This is a genomic window from Salinicoccus albus DSM 19776, assembly GCF_000385175.1.
Classification (GTDB): domain Bacteria; phylum Bacillota; class Bacilli; order Staphylococcales; family Salinicoccaceae; genus Salinicoccus; species Salinicoccus albus.
Window position 1 is genome coordinate 53,817 of record NZ_ARQJ01000022.1, and the last position, 23,325, is coordinate 77,141.

The 23,325-nt window shown below is 45.6% G+C and carries 25 protein-coding genes and 1 pseudogene; 20 read left to right on the forward strand and 6 right to left on the reverse strand.

Going from position 1 to position 23,325, the window contains the following annotated elements; genetic code table 11:
* The first annotated feature begins 89 nt into the window (after window positions 1–89).
* From G343_RS0103855 to G343_RS0103865, 3 genes are all read left to right on the forward strand, one after another.
* The gene (locus G343_RS0103855; protein ID WP_020006797.1) at window positions 90–1,499 is read left to right on the forward strand and encodes an MDR family MFS transporter; all 1,410 of its coding nucleotides are present in this window, start codon (window positions 90–92) and stop codon (window positions 1,497–1,499) included.
* 114 nt (window positions 1,500–1,613) lie between these two features.
* Entirely contained in the window at window positions 1,614–2,009 is a 396-nt protein-coding gene (gene panD, locus G343_RS0103860) for an aspartate 1-decarboxylase (RefSeq protein WP_020006798.1), read from the forward strand.
* An 18-nt stretch (window positions 2,010–2,027) separates the two neighbouring features.
* Window positions 2,028–3,239, forward strand: a complete 1,212-nt coding sequence (locus G343_RS0103865) for a threonine synthase (protein ID WP_020006799.1) — start codon at window positions 2,028–2,030, stop codon at window positions 3,237–3,239.
* A gap of 56 nt (window positions 3,240–3,295) precedes the next feature.
* On the opposite strand, the gene G343_RS15550 is transcribed toward G343_RS0103865, so the two are convergent.
* The gene (locus tag G343_RS15550) at window positions 3,296–3,472 is read right to left on the reverse strand and encodes a hypothetical protein (RefSeq protein WP_020006800.1); all 177 of its coding nucleotides are present in this window, start codon (window positions 3,470–3,472) and stop codon (window positions 3,296–3,298) included.
* Window positions 3,473–3,600: 128 nt separating this feature from the next.
* On the opposite strand from G343_RS15550, the gene G343_RS0103875 reads away from it, so the two are divergent.
* A complete protein-coding gene (locus tag G343_RS0103875; RefSeq protein ID WP_020006801.1) occupies window positions 3,601–4,065 on the forward strand; it encodes a DinB family protein in 465 nt (154 codons plus the stop codon).
* A gap of 127 nt (window positions 4,066–4,192) precedes the next feature.
* Here G343_RS0103875 and G343_RS0103880 read toward each other — a convergent pair whose 3' ends face one another.
* Window positions 4,193–4,861, reverse strand: coding sequence for a type 1 glutamine amidotransferase domain-containing protein (locus tag G343_RS0103880; protein WP_020006802.1), 669 nt, complete (start codon window positions 4,859–4,861; stop codon window positions 4,193–4,195).
* 129 nt (window positions 4,862–4,990) lie between these two features.
* On the opposite strand from G343_RS0103880, the gene G343_RS0103885 reads away from it, so the two are divergent.
* Together G343_RS0103885 and G343_RS0103890 are read left to right on the forward strand one after the other, a co-directional pair.
* Window positions 4,991–5,791, forward strand: coding sequence for a class I SAM-dependent methyltransferase (locus tag G343_RS0103885; protein ID WP_020006803.1), 801 nt, complete (start codon window positions 4,991–4,993; stop codon window positions 5,789–5,791).
* A 278-nt stretch (window positions 5,792–6,069) separates the two neighbouring features.
* A complete protein-coding gene (locus G343_RS0103890; RefSeq protein WP_020006804.1) occupies window positions 6,070–6,504 on the forward strand; it encodes a GNAT family N-acetyltransferase in 435 nt (144 codons plus the stop codon).
* An 8-nt stretch (window positions 6,505–6,512) separates the two neighbouring features.
* On the opposite strand, the gene G343_RS0103895 is transcribed toward G343_RS0103890, so the two are convergent.
* From G343_RS0103895 to G343_RS0103905, 3 genes are all read right to left on the reverse strand, one after another.
* On the reverse strand, window positions 6,513–6,791 hold the full coding sequence (locus G343_RS0103895; RefSeq protein ID WP_020006805.1) for a hypothetical protein: 279 nt from the start codon (window positions 6,789–6,791) through the stop codon (window positions 6,513–6,515).
* Window positions 6,792–6,901: 110 nt separating this feature from the next.
* Window positions 6,902–7,297, reverse strand: a complete 396-nt coding sequence (locus tag G343_RS0103900) for a VOC family protein (protein ID WP_020006806.1) — start codon at window positions 7,295–7,297, stop codon at window positions 6,902–6,904.
* Between the two features lie 74 nt (window positions 7,298–7,371).
* Window positions 7,372–8,763, reverse strand: a complete 1,392-nt coding sequence (locus G343_RS0103905) for an L-cystine transporter (RefSeq protein ID WP_020006807.1) — start codon at window positions 8,761–8,763, stop codon at window positions 7,372–7,374.
* A gap of 213 nt (window positions 8,764–8,976) precedes the next feature.
* Here G343_RS0103905 and G343_RS0103910 point away from each other — a divergent pair, with 213 nt between their 5' ends.
* The 11 genes from G343_RS0103910 to G343_RS0103965 all read left to right on the forward strand — a co-directional run bounded on the left by G343_RS0103910 (window position 8,977) and on the right by G343_RS0103965 (window position 21,013).
* The gene (locus G343_RS0103910; RefSeq protein WP_020006808.1) at window positions 8,977–9,387 is read left to right on the forward strand and encodes a hypothetical protein; all 411 of its coding nucleotides are present in this window, start codon (window positions 8,977–8,979) and stop codon (window positions 9,385–9,387) included.
* Between the two features lie 269 nt (window positions 9,388–9,656).
* A complete protein-coding gene (locus G343_RS0103915; RefSeq protein ID WP_020006809.1) occupies window positions 9,657–11,153 on the forward strand; it encodes a pyruvate kinase in 1,497 nt (498 codons plus the stop codon).
* A 244-nt stretch (window positions 11,154–11,397) separates the two neighbouring features.
* Window positions 11,398–12,423, forward strand: a complete 1,026-nt coding sequence (locus G343_RS0103920) for a nuclease-related domain-containing protein (RefSeq protein WP_020006810.1) — start codon at window positions 11,398–11,400, stop codon at window positions 12,421–12,423.
* Between the two features lie 517 nt (window positions 12,424–12,940).
* Window positions 12,941–14,095, forward strand: coding sequence for a hypothetical protein (locus G343_RS0103925; RefSeq protein WP_020006811.1), 1,155 nt, complete (start codon window positions 12,941–12,943; stop codon window positions 14,093–14,095).
* Between the two features lie 35 nt (window positions 14,096–14,130).
* The gene (locus tag G343_RS0103930) at window positions 14,131–15,360 is read left to right on the forward strand and encodes a metal-dependent hydrolase family protein (protein ID WP_020006812.1); all 1,230 of its coding nucleotides are present in this window, start codon (window positions 14,131–14,133) and stop codon (window positions 15,358–15,360) included.
* A gap of 181 nt (window positions 15,361–15,541) precedes the next feature.
* The gene (locus G343_RS0103940) at window positions 15,542–16,426 is read left to right on the forward strand and encodes a diacylglycerol/lipid kinase family protein (protein ID WP_245541930.1); all 885 of its coding nucleotides are present in this window, start codon (window positions 15,542–15,544) and stop codon (window positions 16,424–16,426) included.
* A 64-nt stretch (window positions 16,427–16,490) separates the two neighbouring features.
* Window positions 16,491–17,384: a YitT family protein gene (locus G343_RS0103945; protein WP_020006815.1), complete on the forward strand. Its 894-nt coding sequence runs from the start codon at window positions 16,491–16,493 to the stop codon at window positions 17,382–17,384.
* Between the two features lie 102 nt (window positions 17,385–17,486).
* Window positions 17,487–17,966, forward strand: a complete 480-nt coding sequence (locus G343_RS0103950; protein WP_020006816.1) for a DUF2243 domain-containing protein — start codon at window positions 17,487–17,489, stop codon at window positions 17,964–17,966.
* A 1-nt stretch (window position 17,967) separates the two neighbouring features.
* Window positions 17,968–18,750 carry a cytochrome c oxidase assembly protein gene (locus G343_RS0103955; RefSeq protein WP_020006817.1) on the forward strand — a complete coding sequence of 261 codons (783 nt, stop codon included), beginning with the start codon at window positions 17,968–17,970 and terminating at the stop codon, window positions 18,748–18,750.
* 162 nt (window positions 18,751–18,912) lie between these two features.
* On the forward strand, window positions 18,913–19,806 hold the full coding sequence (locus G343_RS0103960) for a YitT family protein (RefSeq protein ID WP_020006818.1): 894 nt from the start codon (window positions 18,913–18,915) through the stop codon (window positions 19,804–19,806).
* 148 nt (window positions 19,807–19,954) lie between these two features.
* Window positions 19,955–21,013, forward strand: a complete 1,059-nt coding sequence (locus G343_RS0103965; protein ID WP_020006819.1) for a hypothetical protein — start codon at window positions 19,955–19,957, stop codon at window positions 21,011–21,013.
* A gap of 17 nt (window positions 21,014–21,030) precedes the next feature.
* On the opposite strand, the gene G343_RS0103970 is transcribed toward G343_RS0103965, so the two are convergent.
* A complete protein-coding gene (locus G343_RS0103970) occupies window positions 21,031–21,459 on the reverse strand; it encodes a GNAT family N-acetyltransferase (protein ID WP_020006820.1) in 429 nt (142 codons plus the stop codon).
* 148 nt (window positions 21,460–21,607) lie between these two features.
* On the opposite strand from G343_RS0103970, the gene G343_RS0103980 reads away from it, so the two are divergent.
* The 3 genes and pseudogenes from G343_RS0103980 to G343_RS15935 all read left to right on the forward strand — a co-directional run.
* Window positions 21,608–22,045 (forward strand): SRPBCC family protein, encoded by a 438-nt coding sequence (locus G343_RS0103980; protein WP_020006821.1) that lies wholly within the window; start codon window positions 21,608–21,610, stop codon window positions 22,043–22,045.
* A 27-nt stretch (window positions 22,046–22,072) separates the two neighbouring features.
* Entirely contained in the window at window positions 22,073–22,870 is a 798-nt protein-coding gene (locus tag G343_RS0103985) for a carbon-nitrogen family hydrolase (protein ID WP_020006822.1), read from the forward strand.
* A gap of 120 nt (window positions 22,871–22,990) precedes the next feature.
* Window positions 22,991–23,149, forward strand: a pseudogene (locus G343_RS15935) (ATP-binding cassette domain-containing protein); the annotation flags it as partial.
* Between the last annotated feature and the right edge of the window lie 176 nt (window positions 23,150–23,325).

Here is a 23,325-nt window from a genome sequence, read left to right on the forward strand (position 1 = left end):
ATTTAAAGCGTCCCGGATATGGACGCTTTAATAGGCTGTTTTATGAAATTATTTTTATTCTTTTTATATATATGAAAGAAGGAAAATTTATGGCATCAAATGCAAATAACGGAAATGCCCATAACAATGTTAAGAAACTGCCGTTAATGCTGGTCCTCTTATCCGGTGCATTTGCAGCGATACTGAATCAGACATTGTTATCCACTGCAATACCGCATATCATGAGAGACCTGAATCTTGAGGCAGACATTGCCCAATGGGTTCAGTCTGTATTTATGCTGGTTAACGGAATCATGATTCCAATTACAGCTTTCCTGATCGGTAAATTTACAACAAGGTCGTTATTTGTTGCTGCGCTCACTCTGTTTGGGATCGGCACCCTGGTTTGCGGCATCTCACCCAACTTTCCAGTTTTAATGGCAGGCCGTATTTTGCAGGCTTCCGGGGCAGGCATCATCATGCCGCTGATGCAGACTGTTCTCTTTTTGATCTATCCAAGGGAACAAAGGGGCACGGCGATGGGGATGTTTGGTCTGGTCATCAGTTTTGCGCCGGCAATCGGTCCGACATTATCCGGCTGGTTTGTTGATATTTATCCGTGGAGAGGGTTATTCTTCATTATTCTGCCGATCGTCATCATTGATTTGGTCGTCGCCTATTTTCTCCTGAAAAATATCACAGAGAAAACCGATCCGAAGTTAGATGTACTGTCCATCATCCTGTCCACTTTCGGTTTCGGCGGGTTATTATATGGATTCAGTATCGCAGGCAGTGCCGGATGGTTGAGCCCGACTGTTCTGCTTCCGTTACTCATTGGCGGTGTTTCCCTTTATTTATTCATCAAAAGGCAGTTCAAGCTCGAGCAGCCGATTTTGGAATTCAGGGTGTTTAAGGATAAGATATTCACGCTGGCGACGATACTCGGCATGATTGTCTTCATGTCCATGATCGGAAGTACAGTGATACTGCCGATGCTCATGCAGAACATGCTTGGGTACAATGCATTTGAATCCGGCCTCATGCTGCTGCCGGGGGCGCTGGTGATGGGCATCATGAATCCGGTGGCCGGTCGGATGTTCGATATGTTCGGGGCCCGCTATCTTCTGATCACCGGTCTTGGTATTGTCACCGTAACAACATTCATGTTCACCATGCTCGATTCCGGTACCACGTTTGCCTATCTGGCAATAGTAAATGCTCTCAGGATGTTTGGTGTCTCCATGGTCATGATGCCGGCGACCACTGCCGGGCTGAACCAGCTGTCGAACAGGCTCGTCCCCCACGGCACAGCAATGAACAACACGATGCGGCAGATTGCCGGTGCCCTGGGGACGGCAATGCTCATTTCAGTCATGGCACATACCATGAACCCCGAGACCGGGGTCGATGGTATGGTTCAGGGGGTGAATCATTCATTTATGGTCGCAAGCATTCTTTCCTTAGCCGGGTTCATACTGGCATTCTGGATTCACAAGCCAAAAAAATTGCCTGAAGAATAGAAGGAACGTTCTGGCACATTTCATTGCTGCAGAGGGCCAATTTCCCAAATCAGGCATACTCATTAGGACTTACGGGTAAAATAGTTAATAAAACAATTGAGGAGGAACTTTTTCATGCAACGGTTGATGTGTAAAGGTAAATTGCATCGTGTGAGAGTCACGGAAGCTGATCTTGATTATGTCGGAAGTATTACAATAGATGCTGAGTTTATGAAAACAGCGGATATAAAGCCGTATGAAATAGTACAAGTCACCAACCTGAAAAATGCTGCCAGGTGGAAGACATATGCGCTGCCTGCACCGGAAGGTTCAAAACAGATTTGTCTGAACGGACCGCCTGCACACTTGTTTTCACCAGGGGACATCACCATTATCCTGAGTATGGCCCAAATGTCAGAAGCGGAAATCAAAGATTTAAAACCAAAAGTGGTCTTTTTTGATGAAAACAACAATATTACAAGTGTAAAAGAGGATAATCTGGATTGGCCGGAAGCAGCCAGTATCCAGTAACCTAAAAGGGGGCTTGGGATGAAATTTTGGCATGTTTGTATTGCATGTGGCAAAACGACCGATTTTCATTTAAAGCAAAATGAGTGTACATGCGGCAGGACGCTGGAGTTAGAATATGATTTGGAATTCGCCGGTCAAACCTTCACGAAAGACGCGTTGAAAAACAGAGCAGCTGATATGTGGCGGTATAAAGAACTGCTGCCGATAGAAAATCCGCAAAATGTGGTTTCTTTAGGTGAAGGATGGACACCGCTCGTACGAATGTATCAAGAGGAACAGAATTACCCTGTGAAGAAACTCTGGGTGAAAAGAGAAGAACAAAATCCGACGGGCAGTTTTAAAGCCCGGGGGTTTTCTGCGGCACTCTCGATTGCCAATGAGTACGGCATAAAAAAGGTGGCGGTCAACTCGAATGGGAACGCTGCTTCAGCTCTAGCTGCCTATGCGGGCTACGCCGGAATGGACAGCTATGTTTTTCTTCCGCAGGATTGTCCAGGGTTAATTGTTGAAGAGTGCCTGCAATATGGTGCACAGACTTATTTAGTTGATGGTCTTATTCATAATGCCGGAAAAATTATTGAAGATGGTGAATCAGAACAAAACTGGTACAATGTCGGCACCCTTAAAGAACCTGGGAGATCAGAGGGTAAGAAAACGATGGGGCTGGAATTAGCGGAACAATTCAACTGGAAACTGCCTGAAGTAATTATCTATCCAACCGGAGGGGGTTCAGGTGTTATAGGTATATGGAATGCCTTGAACCAATTGAAGCAGCTTGGTTTCATCGAAGGTGAACTGCCGCGGATCGTCAGTGTGCAAGAGGAAGGATGTCAGCCGGTCGTTGATGCTTTTGAAAATGGAACAATGTTTAAGGCGCAAACGGAGAATGTCAGCTCTAATCCTACAGGTATGCGGGTGCCAAATCCGCCGGATGGGGAACGGATCGTTTCCATTATTCGTGAATCGGGAGGATCTGCGATTGCAGTATCCAAAGAAGAGATCAAAAATGCGCAAACATCTTTTGGAAAACAGGGAATATCATCATCTCCGGAAGGTGCAGCAACCTGGGCAGCGTTTACCAGGTTAACTGAGAGCGGCTGGATTCAATCGGATGATGAAGTTGTTTTATTCAATACTTCACATGCCATCAAATATTTGCCTTGGGATTATGGTGAAGTACCAATTATTGAAAACTATAAGGATATGGTGAGCAACAGCGCTGGAATCTAAATTATCTGGAATTTAAATATTGAAATAAGAGTAACGGCATAGGCAGGCTGTTAAGCTTAAGGGCCCATGCGATTATCAATTTGAATGTAGATAAAGAAACCGCCGATGATGCCTAGAAACAGTGAAATCGGGATGGCATAGCCTGAAAATATCGGGATGAAAGTTGAAATCACCCAGTAGATTGCCAGGGTGATTACTGCCATTAATATCAGGCTGAGCAGAAATCTGGTCATTTTAAAACCTCCAATAGTACTTAATATAACGTTTCATGACTGAAGATGTCCAATTTCTTAAATGAGGCATAATTATTATGGATTGTGGGTAGAGAAGTTAAGAAACAATATTAGGAAGGAGCATTTTAATGGCAAAAGAGACACTGCTTTTTCAAATCAACCAGGTAAGGAATATGATTCTTGGCGCACTGGATAAGGTCGACGGAGAAGAACTGGCCAGAATTCCTGAAGGTAAAGGATTTAAGAATAATCTGCATTGGCAGTTTGGCCATGTTGCCTCAATGGGTGAGCTTGCACTGGTCGGTATGACAGGTAAAAGCAATGATGAATTTCAAAGATATACCAAATATTTCGGTTACGGCACAAGTCCGGATGATTTTGACAGTGAGACACCTGATATCGATGAAATCAGAGCACTGCTTGAAGGCCAGGTACCGCAGCTTGAAGAATTCCCGGAAGAAAAATTGGATGAGGACCTTCCGAAGGAATTCATGGGGATGACAAAACGCTATGAACAACTGGCGTTCATTATCCTTCATGAAGGACAGCATGTCGGGAAAATTGAAGAAATGACAAAAATGGTTAAAATGTAAATTTAAAGGGGCATCTTTTTTGAGATGCCCCTTTTTTGATGCTTTCACCCGATAGACTAATATTATATAATATACGATGCAGTAAAAATGAGAATAAAAACCCGGATAGCACATCCGGGAAAAGCATTTATTTGAGTCTTTCAATTATTCTCTCTGCAACACCCGCCGCCGACGCAGGGTTCTGACCGGTGATGAAATTGCCGTCTGTAACAACGTTCTCTTCCATGTCAGTGCCGGCAACGAAGCCTGCACCGTTGTCAGCAAGTTTTGTTTGAAGCAGGAAAGGCATCTCATCTGAAAGGTTCATGGCACGCTCTTCTGAATCGGTAAAGCCTGTCAATTTGGTGCCATCTACAAGATAATCGCCATTCTTTGTCTTTGCGTCAGCAAATGCAGCCGGCCCGTGACAGACGCCGCTGATAATTCGGCCATCTTTTTTAAAGTAAGCAGCGATATTTTGAATGTCGGCATTGCCGGGGAAATCAAACATCGCGCCGTGGCCGCCGGCAAAGAAGACTGCGTCATAGCCTTCATAAACAACGTCGCTTAACCGTTCAGTGTTCTGGAGGATTTTGGTTACTTCTGTAAACCTTTCATCATCCTGGCCGTTTTGTACCGAGTTTGGATCGATTGGGGCAGGCCCGCCTTTAGGTGAAGCGATATCGACCTGAAAGCCCGCGCTTTGAAATGCGATAAACGGCTCTGCCGCTTCCGACAGCCATACGCCGGTTGGTTTGTCATCGTTCCCTGCAATAGTATCCGCATTTGTGACGATAATAAGTACAGATTTACTCATATTTATATCCACTCTCCTTTCATTTAATTTACCCTGAAATCAGGATGGGTAATCGCTCTTTCACGCAGATTATCAAGAATAATTTTATAAAAAATATCATTCGTAAATACAGGAGGCACAGAAAGACAAATGGAAATTAATTTTGGAAATGTGGCTGAAAGCTATCTGAAATACCGCGACGATATTCCTGAACATTTAATCCCCGGCTTGGAGCAGAGGGGCATAGAGATTTCAGGAAGTAAAATTGCCGATCTGGGCGCAGGGCCCGGTCTGCTGAGCAAAATGCTCAGCGACCGCGGCGGGATCATTGATGCAGTGGAGCCGTCTGAGGCGCTGATTGAAACAGGCAGAGATCACGTGGGTGATGACCCGAGAATCAATTTTAAACAGGGCTGTGCAGAAGATACGAACCTGCAGACTGACCATTATGACATTGTAATTGTACTGAGAGCCTGGCACTGGTTCAGACGGGATGAAGCACTGAAAGAAATTGAAAGGATAATAAAACCGGAAGGCTACCTGATCGTTATGGATTCCGGCTTCACCCCCTCGGAAAAGGTGGTTAAAAAGTCAATGAAGATCATCCGTAAACATTCACCGGATGAGGAGCTGAGGCCTGCGGGCTCAAAAGCAGATTCCGAGCAGATGATCAACAGTTTTCCTGTTGAATGGTTTGAAGAATGGAAAAAGAAAAAATTCGATATGACAGAAATGTTTAAAATTGACTATAACATGAAGTTCTCCAACGAACAATGGATCGGCAGGTTAAAGACGGTCTCCCTGCTGGCTTATATGGATGCAGCCGAGCAGTCCAAAGCATTGGATAAAGTAATGGCCTATCTGGATGAAAATTTTGAGAAAAAGAAAGTGAAAATTCCACACAGATTAACCGCTGTCATTTTACAAAATAAAAATAAAGATAAACGCTGATTATCGAATGACGGCGTACTTTATTAACACATTGTAAATATATAGATGAATTCAATACTTTATCTTTACATTTCCTTTACTTTCTGTTAATATCTCTATCATAGTTTTGAATGTATCCCTTGCAAAAGGGAGAAACATACACGAAACTGTAAAATCCAATGTGCATTCCACGCATTGGATACTCCTGGGATTTTTGCCTAAATCCTGCCCCTGCATCTGATGCAGGGGATTTTTTATGCTATGATTTTCTTATAGATGAAAGAAAAAGGAGTGAGTCCATGTGGCATGTGAAAGCATTTGATGAACTGGATCTGGTTACCCTCGAGGAGATCTACAGACTGCGGGTCTCCGTATTCGTAGTGGAACAGGAAAGTGCCTATCAGGAGATTGACGGCAAAGATATGCGATCCACCCATATATACAGACAGGCCGAGGGCGGTATTACTGCATATTTAAGAATCGTCCATGAAGCGCCTGTATCGATCGGCAGAGTCATAGTCAGAAAAGACGTCAGAGGCACCGGCGTTGGCAGGGCGCTCATGAGGCAGGCGATGAATTACGTCGACGCATATTACCGGGATACTTTAATCTATTTGCACGGACAGTCACACCTGGAGGAATATTATCAATCGTTCGGGTTTAAAACTGTTTCTGATGTCCACTTGGAAGACGGCATCCCGCATTTACATATGGAATACAAAAACGATGACTGAAAGCATGTTCAGTCATCGTCTGTCTTCGTCTCCTGAATCAGCCAGGAGCTGTCCGCTGCCTTTTTCCTTTCTTCCATCAGCCGCCTGTTATCTGCTTTGATCCGTTCCAATTCGGACTCCATATGGCGGTTTTCCAGCAGAAAATTTTCCTGACGGGTCTTTTCAAGCTCGAGCTGCTTGTCCATGGCATCAATTTTCATCCGTTCGATCTTCCGCTTATGTTTCAGATAATCGTTGCCGAATCCTGCAAGAATTCCAAGCACAATGATCAGTGCGATCCACATCATTGGGGCAACCCCCCTTTCACAATATGATCCCCCCATTTTAACATTAATCCGTCTGTCAATTTTATATTATTTTGCAACATTGAATATTTCTATAAAAAGGGATGAATTTCTCATTTCATAAAGTTCAGCTGCCATGTGACACCGAATTTATCCTGCACCCAGGCAAACCGGTCAGCAGCGCCATATTCATCCAGAGGGACGTGGATCGCGCCTTTTTTCTTCAGTTTCAGGTAATATTTTTCTATTTCCTGAAGCGATTGGCATTCGATCAAAAACGACATGCTGGGTGAAAAGGCGAACTCAGCCGGTACTTTGGAATCGGTCACCATCAGCAGCAGATCATGGATGCGTATGACCCCCTGCATCACCTTTCCGGCCATTTCAGGGACCGATTCATCATATTCCTGTAAAAACCTGAGTTCAGCATCATCAAACACCCGTGTATAAAATGCCATCGCTTCCTTTGCGTTTCCCTGGAAAGTCAGGTAAGGCGTCACTGATTTCATATTAAACCTCCTCTTGCATCAATTTCAGTATAACAAAAGCGCCCGGCGGCATGTTGACCGGGGCGCTTTGATATTTATGCTTCTGCTGTCAATTCATTCAATTCGTTATTGTCATATATGTTCTTGTCGATCTGTCCGTTTGACCTGGCCGTCACTGTTCCGGCAAGCATGGAGCCGTTAACATTCAGGGCTGTACGTCCCATGTCGATGAGCGGTTCGACGGAGATGAGCACAGCAGCAAGTGCCACCGGCAGGTTCATTGTGGACAGTACAATGATCGCCGCAAATGTGGCACCGCCGCCGACGCCTGCAATACCGAGCGATGCAATCACTGTAACGGCAATCAGTGTAATGATGAACTGTGCGTTGATTTCAACGCCGGCTGCAGGTGCAATCATGATACCGAGCATAGCCGGATAGATACCCGCACAGCCGTTCTGCCCGATCGATAAGCCAAAGCTGCCGGAGAAATTGGCGACGCTGGACGGCACCCCCAGTCTGACGCGCTGGGTCTGGATATTGAGGGGCAGCGTGCCGGCACTGGACCGGGAGGTGAATGCAAACAACAGTGCTTCAGATGTTTTCTTGAGAAACTGCACTGGATTTAATCCTGTCATTGAGACGATGAGCAGATGGACCAGATACATTGCAATGAGGGCAGCGTAGGAGGCGATGACAAAGATGCCCAAATCATAAATCGCTCTGAAATCGGAAGTGGCAACCGTCGTGCCCATAATGGCCAGGATGCCATAAGGGGTCAGGGCAAGGATGATTTTGACCAGCTGCATGACCCAGTCGTTAACTGACAGGATACCGGCTCTCACTTTTTCCCCTGATTCAGGGTTGCGGTTTAACAATCTGATCAGACTGATGCCCATGAACACCGCAAAGAAAACCACAGCAATTGTTGATGTAGCCCTGTCCCCCGTGAAATCAAGAAATGGGTTAGCCGGCAGCAGTGAGACAATCTGCTGCGGCAATGTTTGTCCTTCCACTTCAGATGCCGTGGATTCGAGTGATGACGCTCTTTCATTTTCCGCCTCACCAAGGTTCAGACTGGAGGCGTCCAGGTCAAAGGCCAGGGCGGAGGCGATACCGATCATCGCTGCGATCGCTGTTGTACCAAGCAGAATGGCAATGATTTTTGTACCTGATTTCAGGAATTTCTCCTGATTATCCATTTTGGCGAAAGCGCCCAGAATGGATATAAAGATTAACGGCATCACAATCATCTGCAGCAGCCGTACAAAACCTGAGCCGACGATGGACATCCAATCGGTCGTCGCAGTGATGACGTTGTTATCGACACCATAAATGAGCTGCAGTGCGGCGCCAAAAATCAGCCCGGTCAAAAGCCCGATCATGACGCGGTATGAAAACTTCATTTTACGCTTTTTAAGCAGTGCTAAAACACCGATTAGAGATAAAAAAACGATGAAATTAATGATGATCAACAAAATATCCAATATAAATACTCCTTTACTTTTAAACTATAGTGATTATATAGGAATTAAATTTCTTTGTAAAGGTACATTTATAAACGGAGTATTTATGCATCTTCCAATATATAAATGTCTGGTGGCTCTTGAAGCGAGTACATAATAATAGCTTAAAATGAATTTTTCCGTATGATACAATGGAATAGTGAAAAAACATATAAAGGTTAAAGGGTTGCTGATATGGGCAAATTATTCGTCTCAGGACTGATTTCAGGTACGATCTCGGGGCTGCTGCTCTTTTTAATATTTTCTTATGTCCAGTGGACTACGGACATACAACTGATGACACTGCTGCTTGATACAAGGTTTATGTTTGCAGGAGATCCGCATATATTATTTGAAATAATGCTTCACTTAATTATTTCTATAGTTATCGCTGTTATGTTGAGATGGCTTTATGATAATCAGTACAAGCTGTATCTGCCTGCCATGGTTGCCGTCTGGCTTGTAACGACAGTTTTATATTTCGTGCTTTCGAACTTTGCTGCAGAACCATTGGAATTGAATAGCTATATCGGCATGCTGCTGTGGGTCATTTTCCATATCGGCTACCTTGAGGTGCTGCATTTATGTTTTAAATTGGGTATATGATAACAAATAGCATATCAGGGTTAAGGTCATAAGTCTGTAAAAAGATAATACGTTAGATCGTGAACAGCAAAACCCGTACGTGAGACTCCTATGGAAATCGCATCAGCGTAAGACTACGCTCACGCGATGCCCCAAGGATTGCGAACGTACGGTTTTTTAAATGGAGAGAGTTATGAACCAGCCTCATTTTTATTTGCCGGATCAATATTTTGAAGCCCGACAAAATGGGTATATAAAAATATCAGTCACTTGGATGAGAGGTGAAAAAGATGGATCAACAGACAGGCAGGGAACTACTGAGTGATGTACTGGCAATCCGGGATTCTGTAAAAGAAGAGGGGGACGTCCTGTACAAGAAATGGAGCGAGACCCCGATCAGGGCGGAGTATGAGGAAAGTGCCCGCAATCTGGCCTATTATATGGCGTTTCGCAAAAGGGACATGAGAGACCTTCAGGAAAGATTGATTCCGTGGGGGGTTTCCTCGTTAGGCCGCCTTGAAGCGGATGTGATGGGTTCACTCAACGCTTTGACGAAAACCCTGGGGTATATCACCGGCACTGATGTCGGAGATATAGATTATCGTTCTTCGAGTTCGTTTGAGGAGCGGAATGAAAAATTGCAGAATAATGCGGATGAAATATTCGGCGGCATTCAGGGTGACAGGCTCACGAGAGTGCTTGTTACCATGCCTTCAGCAGCAGGCAGTGATTATAACCTTGTCAAAAATCTGGTGGAAGCGGGAATGAATATGGCACGTATCAACTGTGCTCATGATGATCCTGAAGTGTGGCAGAACATGATCGACAATATTAAAAGGGCGGAACAGGAAACAGGCTGCCCATGCAGGGTGCTGATGGATATCAGCGGTCCGAAGATCCGTACGAAAATGCTGCTCACAACGAAAAGAAACCCTAAAATCAGCGAGGGTGAACGCTTCCTGATTTCAAACCAGAATTCCATGACCCTGCCGAAAGGGATAGAAATCGCAGTGAATACCTCGGTGCCTGAAGTGCTGGACAGCATGCAGAAAGGGCAGCAGGTGAAACTTGATGACGGACATATTGAAGCGGAAGTCGTTGAAATCCGAGACGACGGCGTCATTTGTGAAGTGCAAAAGACGGTGAAAGAAGACGGTGTGAAAGTCAAGACTGAAAAAGGGATCAATATACCGGAGGTGGACTATAAACTGTCGGTCCTGACAGATAAGGATTACGCAGATCTGGACTTTGCTGCCGAACATGCAGATGTGATTGCATTTTCATTTATCAAGGATAAAAGTGATATCGATCTGATCGAAGAGGCACTGGCGGCGAGGTTGCCTGAAGGCAGGGAGAAAACCCCGACAGTGGCGAAGATAGAAACATCGGAAGGTATCCGGAATCTGCCGGAAATCATTCAGGAGGCTGCCGGTGCCAGACCGTTCGGCGTCATGGTCGCCAGGGGGGACCTGGCTGTAGAAATCAGTTATGAGAGATTGAGTGAAATTCAGGAGGAGCTCCTGTGGATATGTGAAGCGGCACATGTCCCCGTCATCTGGGCCACGCAGGTCGTCGAATCACTGGTGAAGACCGGGATCCCAACCCGTTCAGAGATTTCGGATGTCGTTGCCGGTTCAAGAGCAGAGTGCATCATGCTGAATAAAGGAGACTATATCGTCGAAGGGGTTGAAGTCGTCGGTGATATTCTTAAAAAATTTGAGAATCACCAGTACAAAAAAACTTCAATGCTCCGTTCACTTAGTATCGCACGCGGCACATTCGAATAAAAACCAGGAAGAACGTGCCCCGGCAGTTGAATCAAAAATTCAACTGCCGGGGTTTTTGTATTGGAGAGAAAAGAACATGACATCTTAGCGGGCTTTCATTTCCAGTTTTTTACTTAAATCATCGATATGCTTCAAAAACGAGTGGGGTTTTATAAAAATTGCTTTTTTAATTCTGAAAAGAGCAAATCAGCCGATTTTCATTATATATAGGTGAAGGGTTTTTTATTATATAAGGGGGGATTTAATGTTTTTAACAGACAGGAAAAAACCGAAGGAATTGATGTATTACGAGGTTCTGGCGCGGCGGTCGGAGCTGAAAACAGCGGAACAGCGATCTCTGCAGTATTTAACATCCGGTTTTGAAGGTGAGCGGCAGTTTGATGCTGTATTCGATGCTGTCGGGCATGACAATCTTTACATTTTCAGAGATATTTGGCTGGAGCTCGACGGGGCAGCAGTGCAGCTCGATTCACTGGTGGTCGCCGATGACACACTGATTGTGAACGAAATTAAAAATTACAGCGGCAGCTATGGGTATGATAACAGCGAATGGAAAGTACGCGGACAGCAGATATCCGAAGACCCCATCAGCCAGGTCAGGCGGACCGCTGGCAAGCTGGTCAAAATCAGTTATGCCGCCGGGATCAAATTCACAGTGCAGAAATCGGTGGTCTTCGTCAATCCATATTTCATATTTGAGTCGTCTGACGGTAAAGACGCCGACATGCTTATCATGCCAAACCGCCTGAAACAATACCTGCGTTCACTGGGCAATTACCATTGCGGCCGCTCCGCAAAAATGTTGGCCGAAGAAATCCAGAGGCGTATCGTCGATAATCCATGGCCTCTCCCCGAAACAGATCCCAAGCGGCTGCGGCAGGGGCTGAATTGCTGGAAATGCGGAGGATATGACTTGGAGATCGGTCGATTCGCCACTACTTGCTGGATATGCAGGTATGCAGAACCTATCGAAAGACATATTGTCAGAACTGCTCTGGAGTTTTCCATTTTATTTCCCGACAGAGCGATCACAAAGCAAGCCGTATGTGGATTGACGGGTGGTGCAATCGGTCTCCAGACGATTCAAAAAACCTTGCGCAAGTTTTTAAGGATGGTGTGGGGCGGCAACCGAACCCATTATATTTTTGACGTGATGGATTTGGATCGTACTTTAAACAATGCCGGTTACGCCAGTTACTATGAGCATGATCCGGCGTTTATGTTTCAAAATCACCCGAGAATCCACAAAGTAAAACAGAATTTCTTATAAAAGTGCCCCCGCTTATACTCGGTTCTAAATCGAGTATAAGCGGATCGTCTGGCATGTATTCGATTGGGGATCGAGTATAAGTGGACCGTCTGGCATGTATTCGATTGGGAATCGAGTATAAGCGAGGGGTGCGCACTGATATTCGAGTACAGATCGAGTATAAGCGGATCGTCTGGCATGTATTCGATTGGGAATCGAGTATAAGAGAGGGGCGCGCACTGATATTGGATTACAGATCGAGTATAAGCGGATCGTCTGGCATGTATTCGATTGGTAATCGAGTATAAGAGGGGGGCGCGCACTGATATTGGATTACAGATCGAGTATAAGCTAGGAATGTTCTCTTCTATTCGATCCACAATCGAGTGTAAGCGGATTAATCTTTTGCACTCGCTCCGCTTCACCTCGTGCAAACGTATTCATTATTAGAATGTTTAAATATTTTAGAACATTCCTTTATATTTGATTGGAATGAGAGTATACTTTCATCAAGTTAGAGGTAAGGGAGTGAATGTTTATGCTGCAGGAACCGATAGTTGCGACGGTTATGTTATTTGCACTGATTGCAGCTGGGGAATTGATTTCAATCTACACGAGAGCAAGGATTCCCATGCTGATGACTGCTATGCTCGGGTTTCTGATTTTGACCTGGGTCGGCATCTTTCCGGAGAATATTTTGGAGCTGTCAACGCTGCCAGCCCTGGGTTCAATTTTGATCGGACCGTTAATTGTACACATGGGGACGCTGATGCGTTTTAACACGCTGAAGAAACAATGGAAAGCGGTTGTGATTTCGCTCTCCGGACTGGCTGGTGCTCTAGTCTTAATTTTAGTTCTGGTCACACTCATATTTGATTTTGAAACAGCGGCCAGCGGTATCGGCCCTATTTCAGGTGGTGTCGTGGCACTCCTGATTACGAATGAAAGGCTCAACGAACTGGGGTTGACAAGCCTGATTGTTGTGCCGGTTCTGGTTCAGTCTTTCCAGGGTGTGATCGGCATGCCGCTTGCCACTGTGTTAATGAAAAGGTATGGCAGAATATTCATGGCAGAAAAACCTTCGGTCGAGCATGATATGCCATTTGAAACGGATGATAATCAACGGCCGGAGCGTTTCAGTATAATGAAAAACAATACGATTAAACTTTTTGCGATATTTCTGCTGGCGATGGCGGGTGTAATGCTGGGTGAATGGACCGGCATCCACTACACGCTGTTCTGTCTGATTTTTGGTATATTGGCCTTGAACTTCAATCTGCTGCCGAAAAGCGCCCTGGAATCGGCAAACTCATTCAGCTTCATGATGGTTGCCCTGATTTTCGTTATCATCGGTACTATGGGCGGGATCACACCACAGGAAGTCCTCGCCAACATCCCTGCTGTGCTAATGATTCTTGCGCTTGGTATACTGGGTATTGGTACCGGGGGATATATCGCATCCAAAATGGTTGGATGGCACCCGCTTAAAGGCATGCCGGTGGCACTGACTGCATTGATCGGCTTTCCGGGCGACTACCTGATATGTGAAGAGGTCGCCCGCAGTGAGACGAATAATCCGAATGACCAGGATAAGCTGTTTCAGGAATTGGTGACGCCTATGTTAATCGGCGGTTTCTGTACAGTGACAGTGGCTTCGGTCTTTATCGCGACCATCATCATGGGCATGCTTTAAGATCCAAGATATTATAATAAGGAGTGTTTAATAAAATGACAAAACTTTTTATCGAGAATGTAAACCTGATCGACGGCACCGGATCTGAAACAATAAACCATACCAATGTACTTATTGAAAACGGCAAATTCAAATCAGTCAATGCCGCTGCTGCGCCGCACGATGCTGAAGTTGTGGATGGCCGGGGGCAGTATATGCTCCCTGGGATGATCGACGCGCATGTGCATATGATGACGGAATTCAAACCGCTGGAAGAACGGCTCACCACACCGTTTTCATATAATTTCTATCTGGCCCAGCAGCATCTGGACCGCACATTGAACGCCGGCATCACATCTGTCAGGGATGCCCTGGGCAGTGACCTTGGACTGAAAAAAGCAATTGATGACGGGCTGGTCACAGGTCCAAGGATGCAGATCAGCATCAATGCGCTGACAATTACCGGCGGTCACGGCGACGGCTATAACTACTCGGGCACAGTGACTGATCTGATGCAGCCGCACCCGGGGATGCCCCACGGTATTTGTGACGGGATCGATGAAGTCCGGAAGAAAACAAGAGAGATGCTCCGTGCAGGCGCTGACGTGATTAAAGTGCATGCCACAGGCGGTGTATCCAGTCCGACCGATCATCCCAAATTTACTCAGTTTTCATTGGAAGAACTGAAAGTCATCGTAGAGGAAGCGCAGTTCCGAAACGGTGTGAAGGTGATGGCGCATGCCCAGGGGCTGGAAGGGATCAGGCAATGTGTAGAAGCGGGGATCCATTCGATTGAACATGGCATCTATATGGATGATGAAATTTGCGGGAAAATGAAAGATCAGGGCACATATCTCGTGCCGACATTGCTGGCGCCCGTATCAGTCCTGGAATTCGCAGATGAACTGGGGATGTCGAAGGCGGCCATTGAGAAATCCGAGGAAGTGATCCAGATTCATAAGGAGAGCTTCACCCGCGCCTACAATGCTGGTGTCAAAATAGCGATGGGCACAGATGCAGGGGTGTTCAAGCATGGGACAAACCTGAGGGAGCTGGAACTGATGGTGGAATGCGGCATGACTCCAATGGACGCAATCACAGCATCCACAAAAACGGCTGCTGAATGCCTCGGCTATACAGACACGGGCCTCGTCAAGGAAGGGTATACCGCAGACTTCATACTTTCTAAAGAGAATCCGCTTGAAAATATCGGCGCACTGAAAGCACACGATAATATCCAGATGGTAGCCAAAGATGGCGTGATTCATAAAAATATCATTGACTGATTATCCGATAAGGCACCGGCGCAAACCCGGTGCCTCTATTTTTGTGTATTCAAACCGTCCGATTATGATAGAACCAGCATCCTGCCTGTATTTTGAAAGAATGCAGAAATAACTGGAATGCTCTATTTTATCATCAGGCTTCTGATACAATAGAAATATCAAATTCCAGGAGAATAACATGATGAAAGCCACTATAATTATTAATAAAATCTCAGGCAAAACCAGGAAATACGGTGTGGAATATAAACTCATCAAGCACTTGAGTGACAGCGGTTATGACACGGATATTACATATACCAACGCCTCCGGGTCAGTACCGCTGGCTGCAGAAGCATCCAAAACCAGCGATCTGATCGTGGCTGTCGGCGGCGACGGGACGATCGGGGAAATCATCAACGGTATCATGCAAAGCGGCAAGAATCCGGAGCTGTACATTGTACCGGCAGGGACCGTCAATGATTACAGCAGGGCGTTCGGGCTGCCGCTCGACATGGATACTGCAGCACAAAATCTGTCGCTCCCGTATGATACGATCGCAGCCGATGTGCTGAAGATCAATGATTTTAATGCCGCCTATCTGGCGGCATTCGGCGATTTCATGACGGCATTCACCGCCGTCAGTTCGAAAACCAAAAACAGTCTGGGCAGACTTGCCTATATTCGCGCGGGCATCCGTGCGCTCATTAAGATGAAACCATTTAAAGTACGGATAGAAACGGCGGACGAAACCATTGAATCAGATTCACTATTTACAACCGCCTCCAGCATTTCATCTGTCGGCAGTATTAAGAATCTGATACCTGATGCAGAAATCGATGATGGGTGCCTGCATGTACTGAATATTGAGCCTGCAAATATGAAAGAAATCATCACCATCATCTGCCTGGCCATGAGAGGTGAGATCACAAAACATGAAAAAGTGAAGTATATTCAGACAAAAAGGATGAAGATAGAAACCACTGGCCAAACACGCATGAATATCGACGGGGACGGGCATCCGTATGCACCATTGAACTTGGAAGTCCTGCCGCAGCGTCTGAAACTGCGTGTTCCGAAGAAAAGTTGAAATAGCGGCTTTTCTCATTTATCATATATCGATGGTCATAAAAAACCCACAGAGGAGGATTATTGTGAAAATTAGAGAAAGACTCAGAAGAATCAACTTCGATAAGCGAAAGTTATCCATCCGGCCGCAGATTACCCAGCAGACACTGATCAACCTTGGGACCGTCATACTGGGATCATTTCTTTTTTCAATCGGCGTAAACTCATTCATGATCGCCGGTAACCTGGGGGAAGGCGGCGTTACCGGAATCGCAATTGTCCTCCTCTATGCATTCGATATATCACCGGCGATATCCACGTTCGTATTCAATGCGATTTTGCTGGCGGTCGGGTTCCGGTATCTGTCGAAACGTTCAATGTATTATACGATATTTGCAGTGTTTTTAATGTCGCTGTTTTTGGCGCTCACAGAAACATGGCAGATACAGACGGATCAAATATTGATTAATACCGTATTCGGGGGCTTATTCGTCGGCCTTGGAATCGGGCTCGTCATCCGTGTCGGGGCAACGACTGCAGGTACGACGATACTTGCCCGCATCGCCAATCAGTATCTGGATGTCAACGTCTCGTATGCGGTGCTCTTTTTCGATATGATCGTCATGCTGATCAGTCTGACAGTTTTGACGCTGGAGCAGGTTCTGCTGACGGTCATCGCATTGTATATCGCCATGAAGGTGATGGATTTTATCATCGAAGGTATGAATCCGAAAAAGGCCATTACAATCATATCAAACCAGCCTGAAGTATTAGGCAAGATGATCAACAGTGAAATTGGGCGCGGGGTGACAATGATGGACGGCAAAGGTTTTTATTCGAAAGAGGAGAAGGACATCCTTTACGTCATCATCAACAAATCGCAGCTGACAAGAATCAAGCGGCTGGTGAAAAAATATGATGAGCATGCCTTTGTTGTCGTGCATGATGTGAACAGCGTGCTGGGCAATTATTTCATATAGTTGTCTATACCTGCCGGTTTCCTCAAAGCTGCGATTTTCAACTTTAATTTTCCATTGTGAAGGGTAAGGGGGATATAACGTGAGTGATCAGGAGGAGATATCATGACAGGAAAACAAGAAGCGAGGTGGGCCCGTCCGGCCAGAAATATCTGGTCCGGTGTATTGTTTGGCATCGGACTGATGGCACTGATTGATGAAATCATATTCCACCAGCTGTTGCAATGGCATCATTTCTATGATCGTTCCACACCATTTATCGGTATCATGTCGGATGGCTTGTTGAATGCTTTTGCGCTGTTTGCCTTGATTGCAGGGTTGTTTCTGTTTGCAGATAATCATCGGAGGAATCTTGCACACATGCGGATGTGGACAGGCGCTTTTTTCACGGGTCTTGGAGGTTTCCAGGTATTCGATGGTATTGTGAGTCATAAGGTGTTACAGATTCATCAGGTACGTTATGGTGTGGATAATCTTCTGCTTTATGATCTGGCGTGGAACCTCTCCGGTTTCATTCTTATCGCTGTCGGCGTCGTGCTGTTTGTCCAGGCGAGAAATCGCATGACACCGGGTGAGGCGGGATGATATGGATCATATGACCCATGCAGAGTTCCTGCCGTTCGAGATCACTGTGGCCATTCTCGCCTGCGTGGCGTTGATCCTTTATCCTGCAGCAATGCATATTGCGAATAAAAAACACAGGAAATGGCCGGCTTCCCGATGTATTTTCTGGTTTCTGGGGATCATACTGGCAGCGGCAGCCCTGAGCGGTCCGCTTGCCCGGCTGTCACATACAGATTTTACTGCCCATATGATGGGGCATCTGCTGCTGGGGATGCTTGCACCATTGCTGCTTGTATTCAGCCGGCCGATGACACTGATGGTGCGCACATTGAAAGTTTCTACAGCAAGAAAAATGAGCGGGTGCCTCAACAAAAAATATGTCCGGTTCGTTACTCATCCGCTCGTTGCCGCCACCCTGAATATCGGTGGTTTGTATCTCATCTATATGACTGATCTGTTCACCCTGATGCATACAGAACTGTGGCTGTTTGCGCTGGTCCATATCCATGTTTTTCTGGCCGGGTATCTGTTCACCATTTCTATCCTCTATATCGATATTACAACCCATCGGTACAGCTTCATATATCGGGCTATTGTACTGATACTTGCCCTCGGTTTTCATAAGATATTATCCAAACTTATCTATGCTCAACCGCCCATGGGCATCCAAAAAACCGACGGGGAAATCGGCGCGCTGCTGATGTACTATGGCGGGGACATCGTCGATATCGGATTGATCATTGTCCTCTGCTGCCAGTGGTACAGATCGACAGCACCGAAGAAACAGGATGAAGCCTGGTCATGAATGGCCGGGATTCATTTTTATCCATTGAAGATGAAAGTTCAGTATCACTCAATTCTGCCAAAATATAGAAAAATAGGAATATAAGAAAAGAGTTGAAATTTACATGCATTCTCCTATATTATGAATCGGCGGTATTTAAAATAATTCATGAGGAGGATAATTGTGAAAATCAGAAAAAGGCTCAGAAAACTTAATTTCGATAAGAAACGTATATCCATCAGGCCGCAGATTACACAGCAGACACTGATCAACATAGCCACTGTAATATTGGGATCTTTTCTCTTTTCTATCGGCATCAATTCTTTTATGATCGCAGGCAACCTGGGGGAAGGCGGTGTCACGGGCCTCGCAATTATCCTCCTCTATGCGTTCGAGATATCACCGGCGATATCCACACTTGTGCTCAATGGGATTCTGCTTTTAATCGGATTTAGATTTCTTTCAAGGCGTTCGATGTACTATACGATATTTGCCGTGATCCTTATGTCGCTGTTTTTGGCGCTGACAGAAACATGGGTGGTACAGACGGACGAAATACTGATTAATACCGTTTTCGGCGGACTATTCATCGGGCTGGGTAACGGACTTGTCATCCGCATCGGAGCAACAACGGCCGGCACAGCAATACTTGCACGCATCGCCAACAAATATCTGGATGTCAACATATCGTATGCCGTATTGTTTTTCGATATGATTGTCATTATGCTCAGTCTGACTGTTTTATCAATAGAACAGGTGTTGTTGACAGTGATTGCGATTTATATTGCTGTTAAAGTGATGGATTTCATCATCGAAGGTATGAACCCGAAAAAGGCCATTACGATTATCTCAGACAACCCAGAAGCATTGGGCACACTGATCAACAGTGAAATCGGGCGCGGTGTGACAATGCTGGACGGTAAAGGATTTTATTCCAAAAGAGAGAAAGATATCCTCTATGTGATCATCAATAAATCACAATTAATCAGACTCAAACGGCTCATTAAAAAGTATGACGAAAATGCATTTGTCGTTGTCAACGACGTGAACAGTGTGCTCGGGAATACTTTCATATAAGTACAGACACTGAACAGCCCCTTAAATTCAGGGAGGATGAGTTTAAGGGGCTTTATTACATAGATTGCATTGTGACAATTCAATTTCATTTGATGAAAAATTTTGAATAATGTATAGTGAAAGTAACGAATAGGGGGGAGTGTGAGAGATGAAAAAATTATGGGCTGCAACATTGACCGGGACATTATTTTTAGCTGCTTGCGGCGGGGGTCAGGATGAAGAAGAAACGACAGAAGAATCAACCGAAGAATCAACCGAAGAATCAACCGAAGAATCAACCGAAGATACTTCTGATCAAGCCTCAGATGACAGCTCCGATGAATCCTCAAACGGGGGTGCCGGTGACAATCCCAGTGAGGATTCCTCCGACAGTGCCGGTGACGCATCCAGTGACACTTCCGAAGGAGATTCTGCTGCAGAATCGGGGGGCAGCCCTGAAGACGAGAGTGTTGTAGAGGAAGAGGCCGGGTCGGAATCTGGTTCTTCCGCCTATGAAGTGGATGAAGAAAAGTTGAGTCTGGTGGAAGACGCGACTGAAACTGACCAGTCGGTCTCTGATGTCCTGCAGGATCCTTCTGAAGTGTCGTCCTATGTGCACGAAAGCTCGACCATTGTCGAAGTGACTCAGGGAGAAGAGACTTTGGATCAGCAGTTCGTGGGTATTGTAGCGGAAGTCGATGAATCAGACGGCCTGGAAATCGCGGCTGACCGGTATAATGAAAACCTGGAAGTGACACAGCCATACGGTTATAGTAACAGCGGGACAGGCGAAGTCCTGATTTACGAACAAGAGTCATGGCAGGATGCTTCTTCCCAGTACTCGCCTGAGGAGCTTGTTTACGGCACTTATTCGAATTTCGCAGATATCCTGGGACAGATGAGTGACTCCATACAGGTACTGGAAGCCGGGGGTTACGACATCCTGTATTATGAAGGCAATGATGAGGAAGTCTACCAGATTTATCAGGATAATTTCGAGATGGAATTCCAGGGCGCTGACATGGACCAGCTGCAGCTGGGATTGGTCGGGTTTATCGATCAGGCATCCGGTCAGCTTGAAAGTGCCAATCTGGTTGCGACTGCACCCGCCCAGTCGAATCCCGAACAGACCGTGACCATTGAAGTTATTTTAAGCTATTATGATTATGGCGCATTTGACAGCACTGAAATCAAGCAGCCTGAACAGGCGTCTTCAGAAGGAGTGTGACACAAAAAGAACCGGATCTAATCCGGCTCTTTTTGCGTTTTTAAGTAAATGGTCTGCTGGTCAGTATCCGCGATGATTTCAAAGCCGTTGTACACCAGCCAGTTTTTAGTGAACTTGTTTTTCGTATTTGACGCCATCATCAGATAGATTTCTTCGACATCTGTGACTGTATGTATAAATTCATTCATCAGTTTTGAAGCGAGCCCTTTTGATTTATATTCGGGATGGACGAGCAGGTCGGAAATATGCTGGGAAAATTTCATATCTCCAGAGGAGCGGATGATGCCGGTAAGCCTTTCGTCATCCCAGGCGGTAATTACATAATCAGAGGCAAGTATTGCATCATACAGCTGATCGAGTTTGCCTTCGTAGGAAGAGTAGCCCTTACTCAGGTAAAGTGCATTTATATCGTCAGGCGTCATTTCTTTATCGTGTCTTATCTTCAATTCAGCCACACCTCTTTTATAAATATGATAGTAGATGCATAATAGAAATGAAAGCCAAAATGAAATGGTCGGGAAAATTATTGTAGAAATCAAAGAAAATGATATGATAATGACGGAATAACAATTACTTTGAAGAAAGAGTGAGCACATGGAACTTTATAAGTATGAAGGGCATATGGATGCAAAGCCTGAGGAAATCTTTTCAACTTTGAATGATGATGAAGCTTTAAAGGAGTGGAGCCCGATATTCATCGGGAATGAATACTTCACAGAAGAGAAAAGAGCGGCCGGCACGAAATTCAGAACTGAATTGAACGTGCTGAATAAAACCTACCGTTTCCGCTCCCGGATTATTGAATATGAAGAAAACCAATATATCAAAGTGGAAACGAAACTGAAGCAGGGGGTTATCATCTCGGAATTCGAACTCTCACCTTCGCTGAAGCGCGAGACACATGTGAGTGTCAAAAGTAATCTGAATGCCAATTCCAATAAGTTCAGTATCATCATCAAAGGGGCAAAACCGGTGATAAAGAGAGTGCTGGACAATCAGGTGAGCAAGCTGGGACAGATTGCGGCAAGATAAACGGACACGCTCAGGGAGGTGTGAAGGATGAACATCAAAGGGTTCCAATTTAAAGTACAGTTTGGGGACGTTGAGGCCAACATTGCCAAAGTGAAAGCATTGTTTGCAAAAAATGATCTGCAGGATACAGATGTCGTCGTGCTGCCGGAGATGTGGACGACAGGTTATGACCTGAAGAATATAGAGACACATGCCTGCAGGAATCTCGAACCTGCCCAATCCGTCATTTCAGAGCTGGCCGTAAAATATGACGTCAATATCGTCGCGGGGTCAGTCGCCAATAGTAAAGACGACAAGCATAAGGTCTGCAACACAGCATTTGTCGTCAATAGAAGCGGTACGCTTGTTTATGAATATTCGAAGATTCATCTGGTGCCGATGCTCAATGAACCGAAATATCTGACGGGCGGTACAGAAAAGACGGAGACGTTTGAGCTCGATGGAGAGACGTGCGGCGTCGTCATCTGTTATGATCTCAGGTTCCCGGAACTCTTCAGGGACCTCGCCCTCAAGGGCGCCGAGACAATATTCGTCGTGGCAGAGTGGCCGCTGCCGCGCCAAAAACACTGGGAAACACTGCTCGCTGCCAGAGCGATTGAAAACCAGTGTTATATCATTGGTGTGGACACTTACGGCGAGATTGAAGCGGATACATTTGCCGGCCGTTCGGTGATCATCGGCCCGTTCGGGGAACTCGTGGATGAGGCCGACACACACAGTGAAACAGTCATCACAGGAACGAGTGACGGCGATGAGGTTAAAAGAATCAGAAAAGATGTACCTATTTTCGACAGCAGAAAAAGAGATATGTATCATTTCCTGTAAGAGCTTAAGTATGTCCATTTTTAGGATTACTCCTTAATGAACGGTTTGAGATAGCGGCATGCTGTCTCTTTTTTGTGTCCATAAATATAGTTTGCAGACTCAAAAGGAGTATAAATTATAATGAATCAACGCGCATTGAAACTGCCGGATATATCCGGCAGTTTTGGCAACAAAGATATCTTGGAAATCGAATCACTAACAGCATATGCAAATGACAAAATCGTAATTATCGGTGAGAACGGAGCAGGTAAGTCCACATTACTGAAGATCATTGCCGGACATTTCGATGTTATCTGGGTACGATTCAGGCAGAGACATCTGGCCAAGATCGAAGAACTGGGAAAAGGGCGAGTCTCGGGCTTGAGAAACCGACGAGGCCGGGAAAAGGGCGAGTCTCGGGCTTGAGAAATCGACGAGGCCGAGAAAAGGGCGAGTCTCGGGCTTGAGAAATCGAC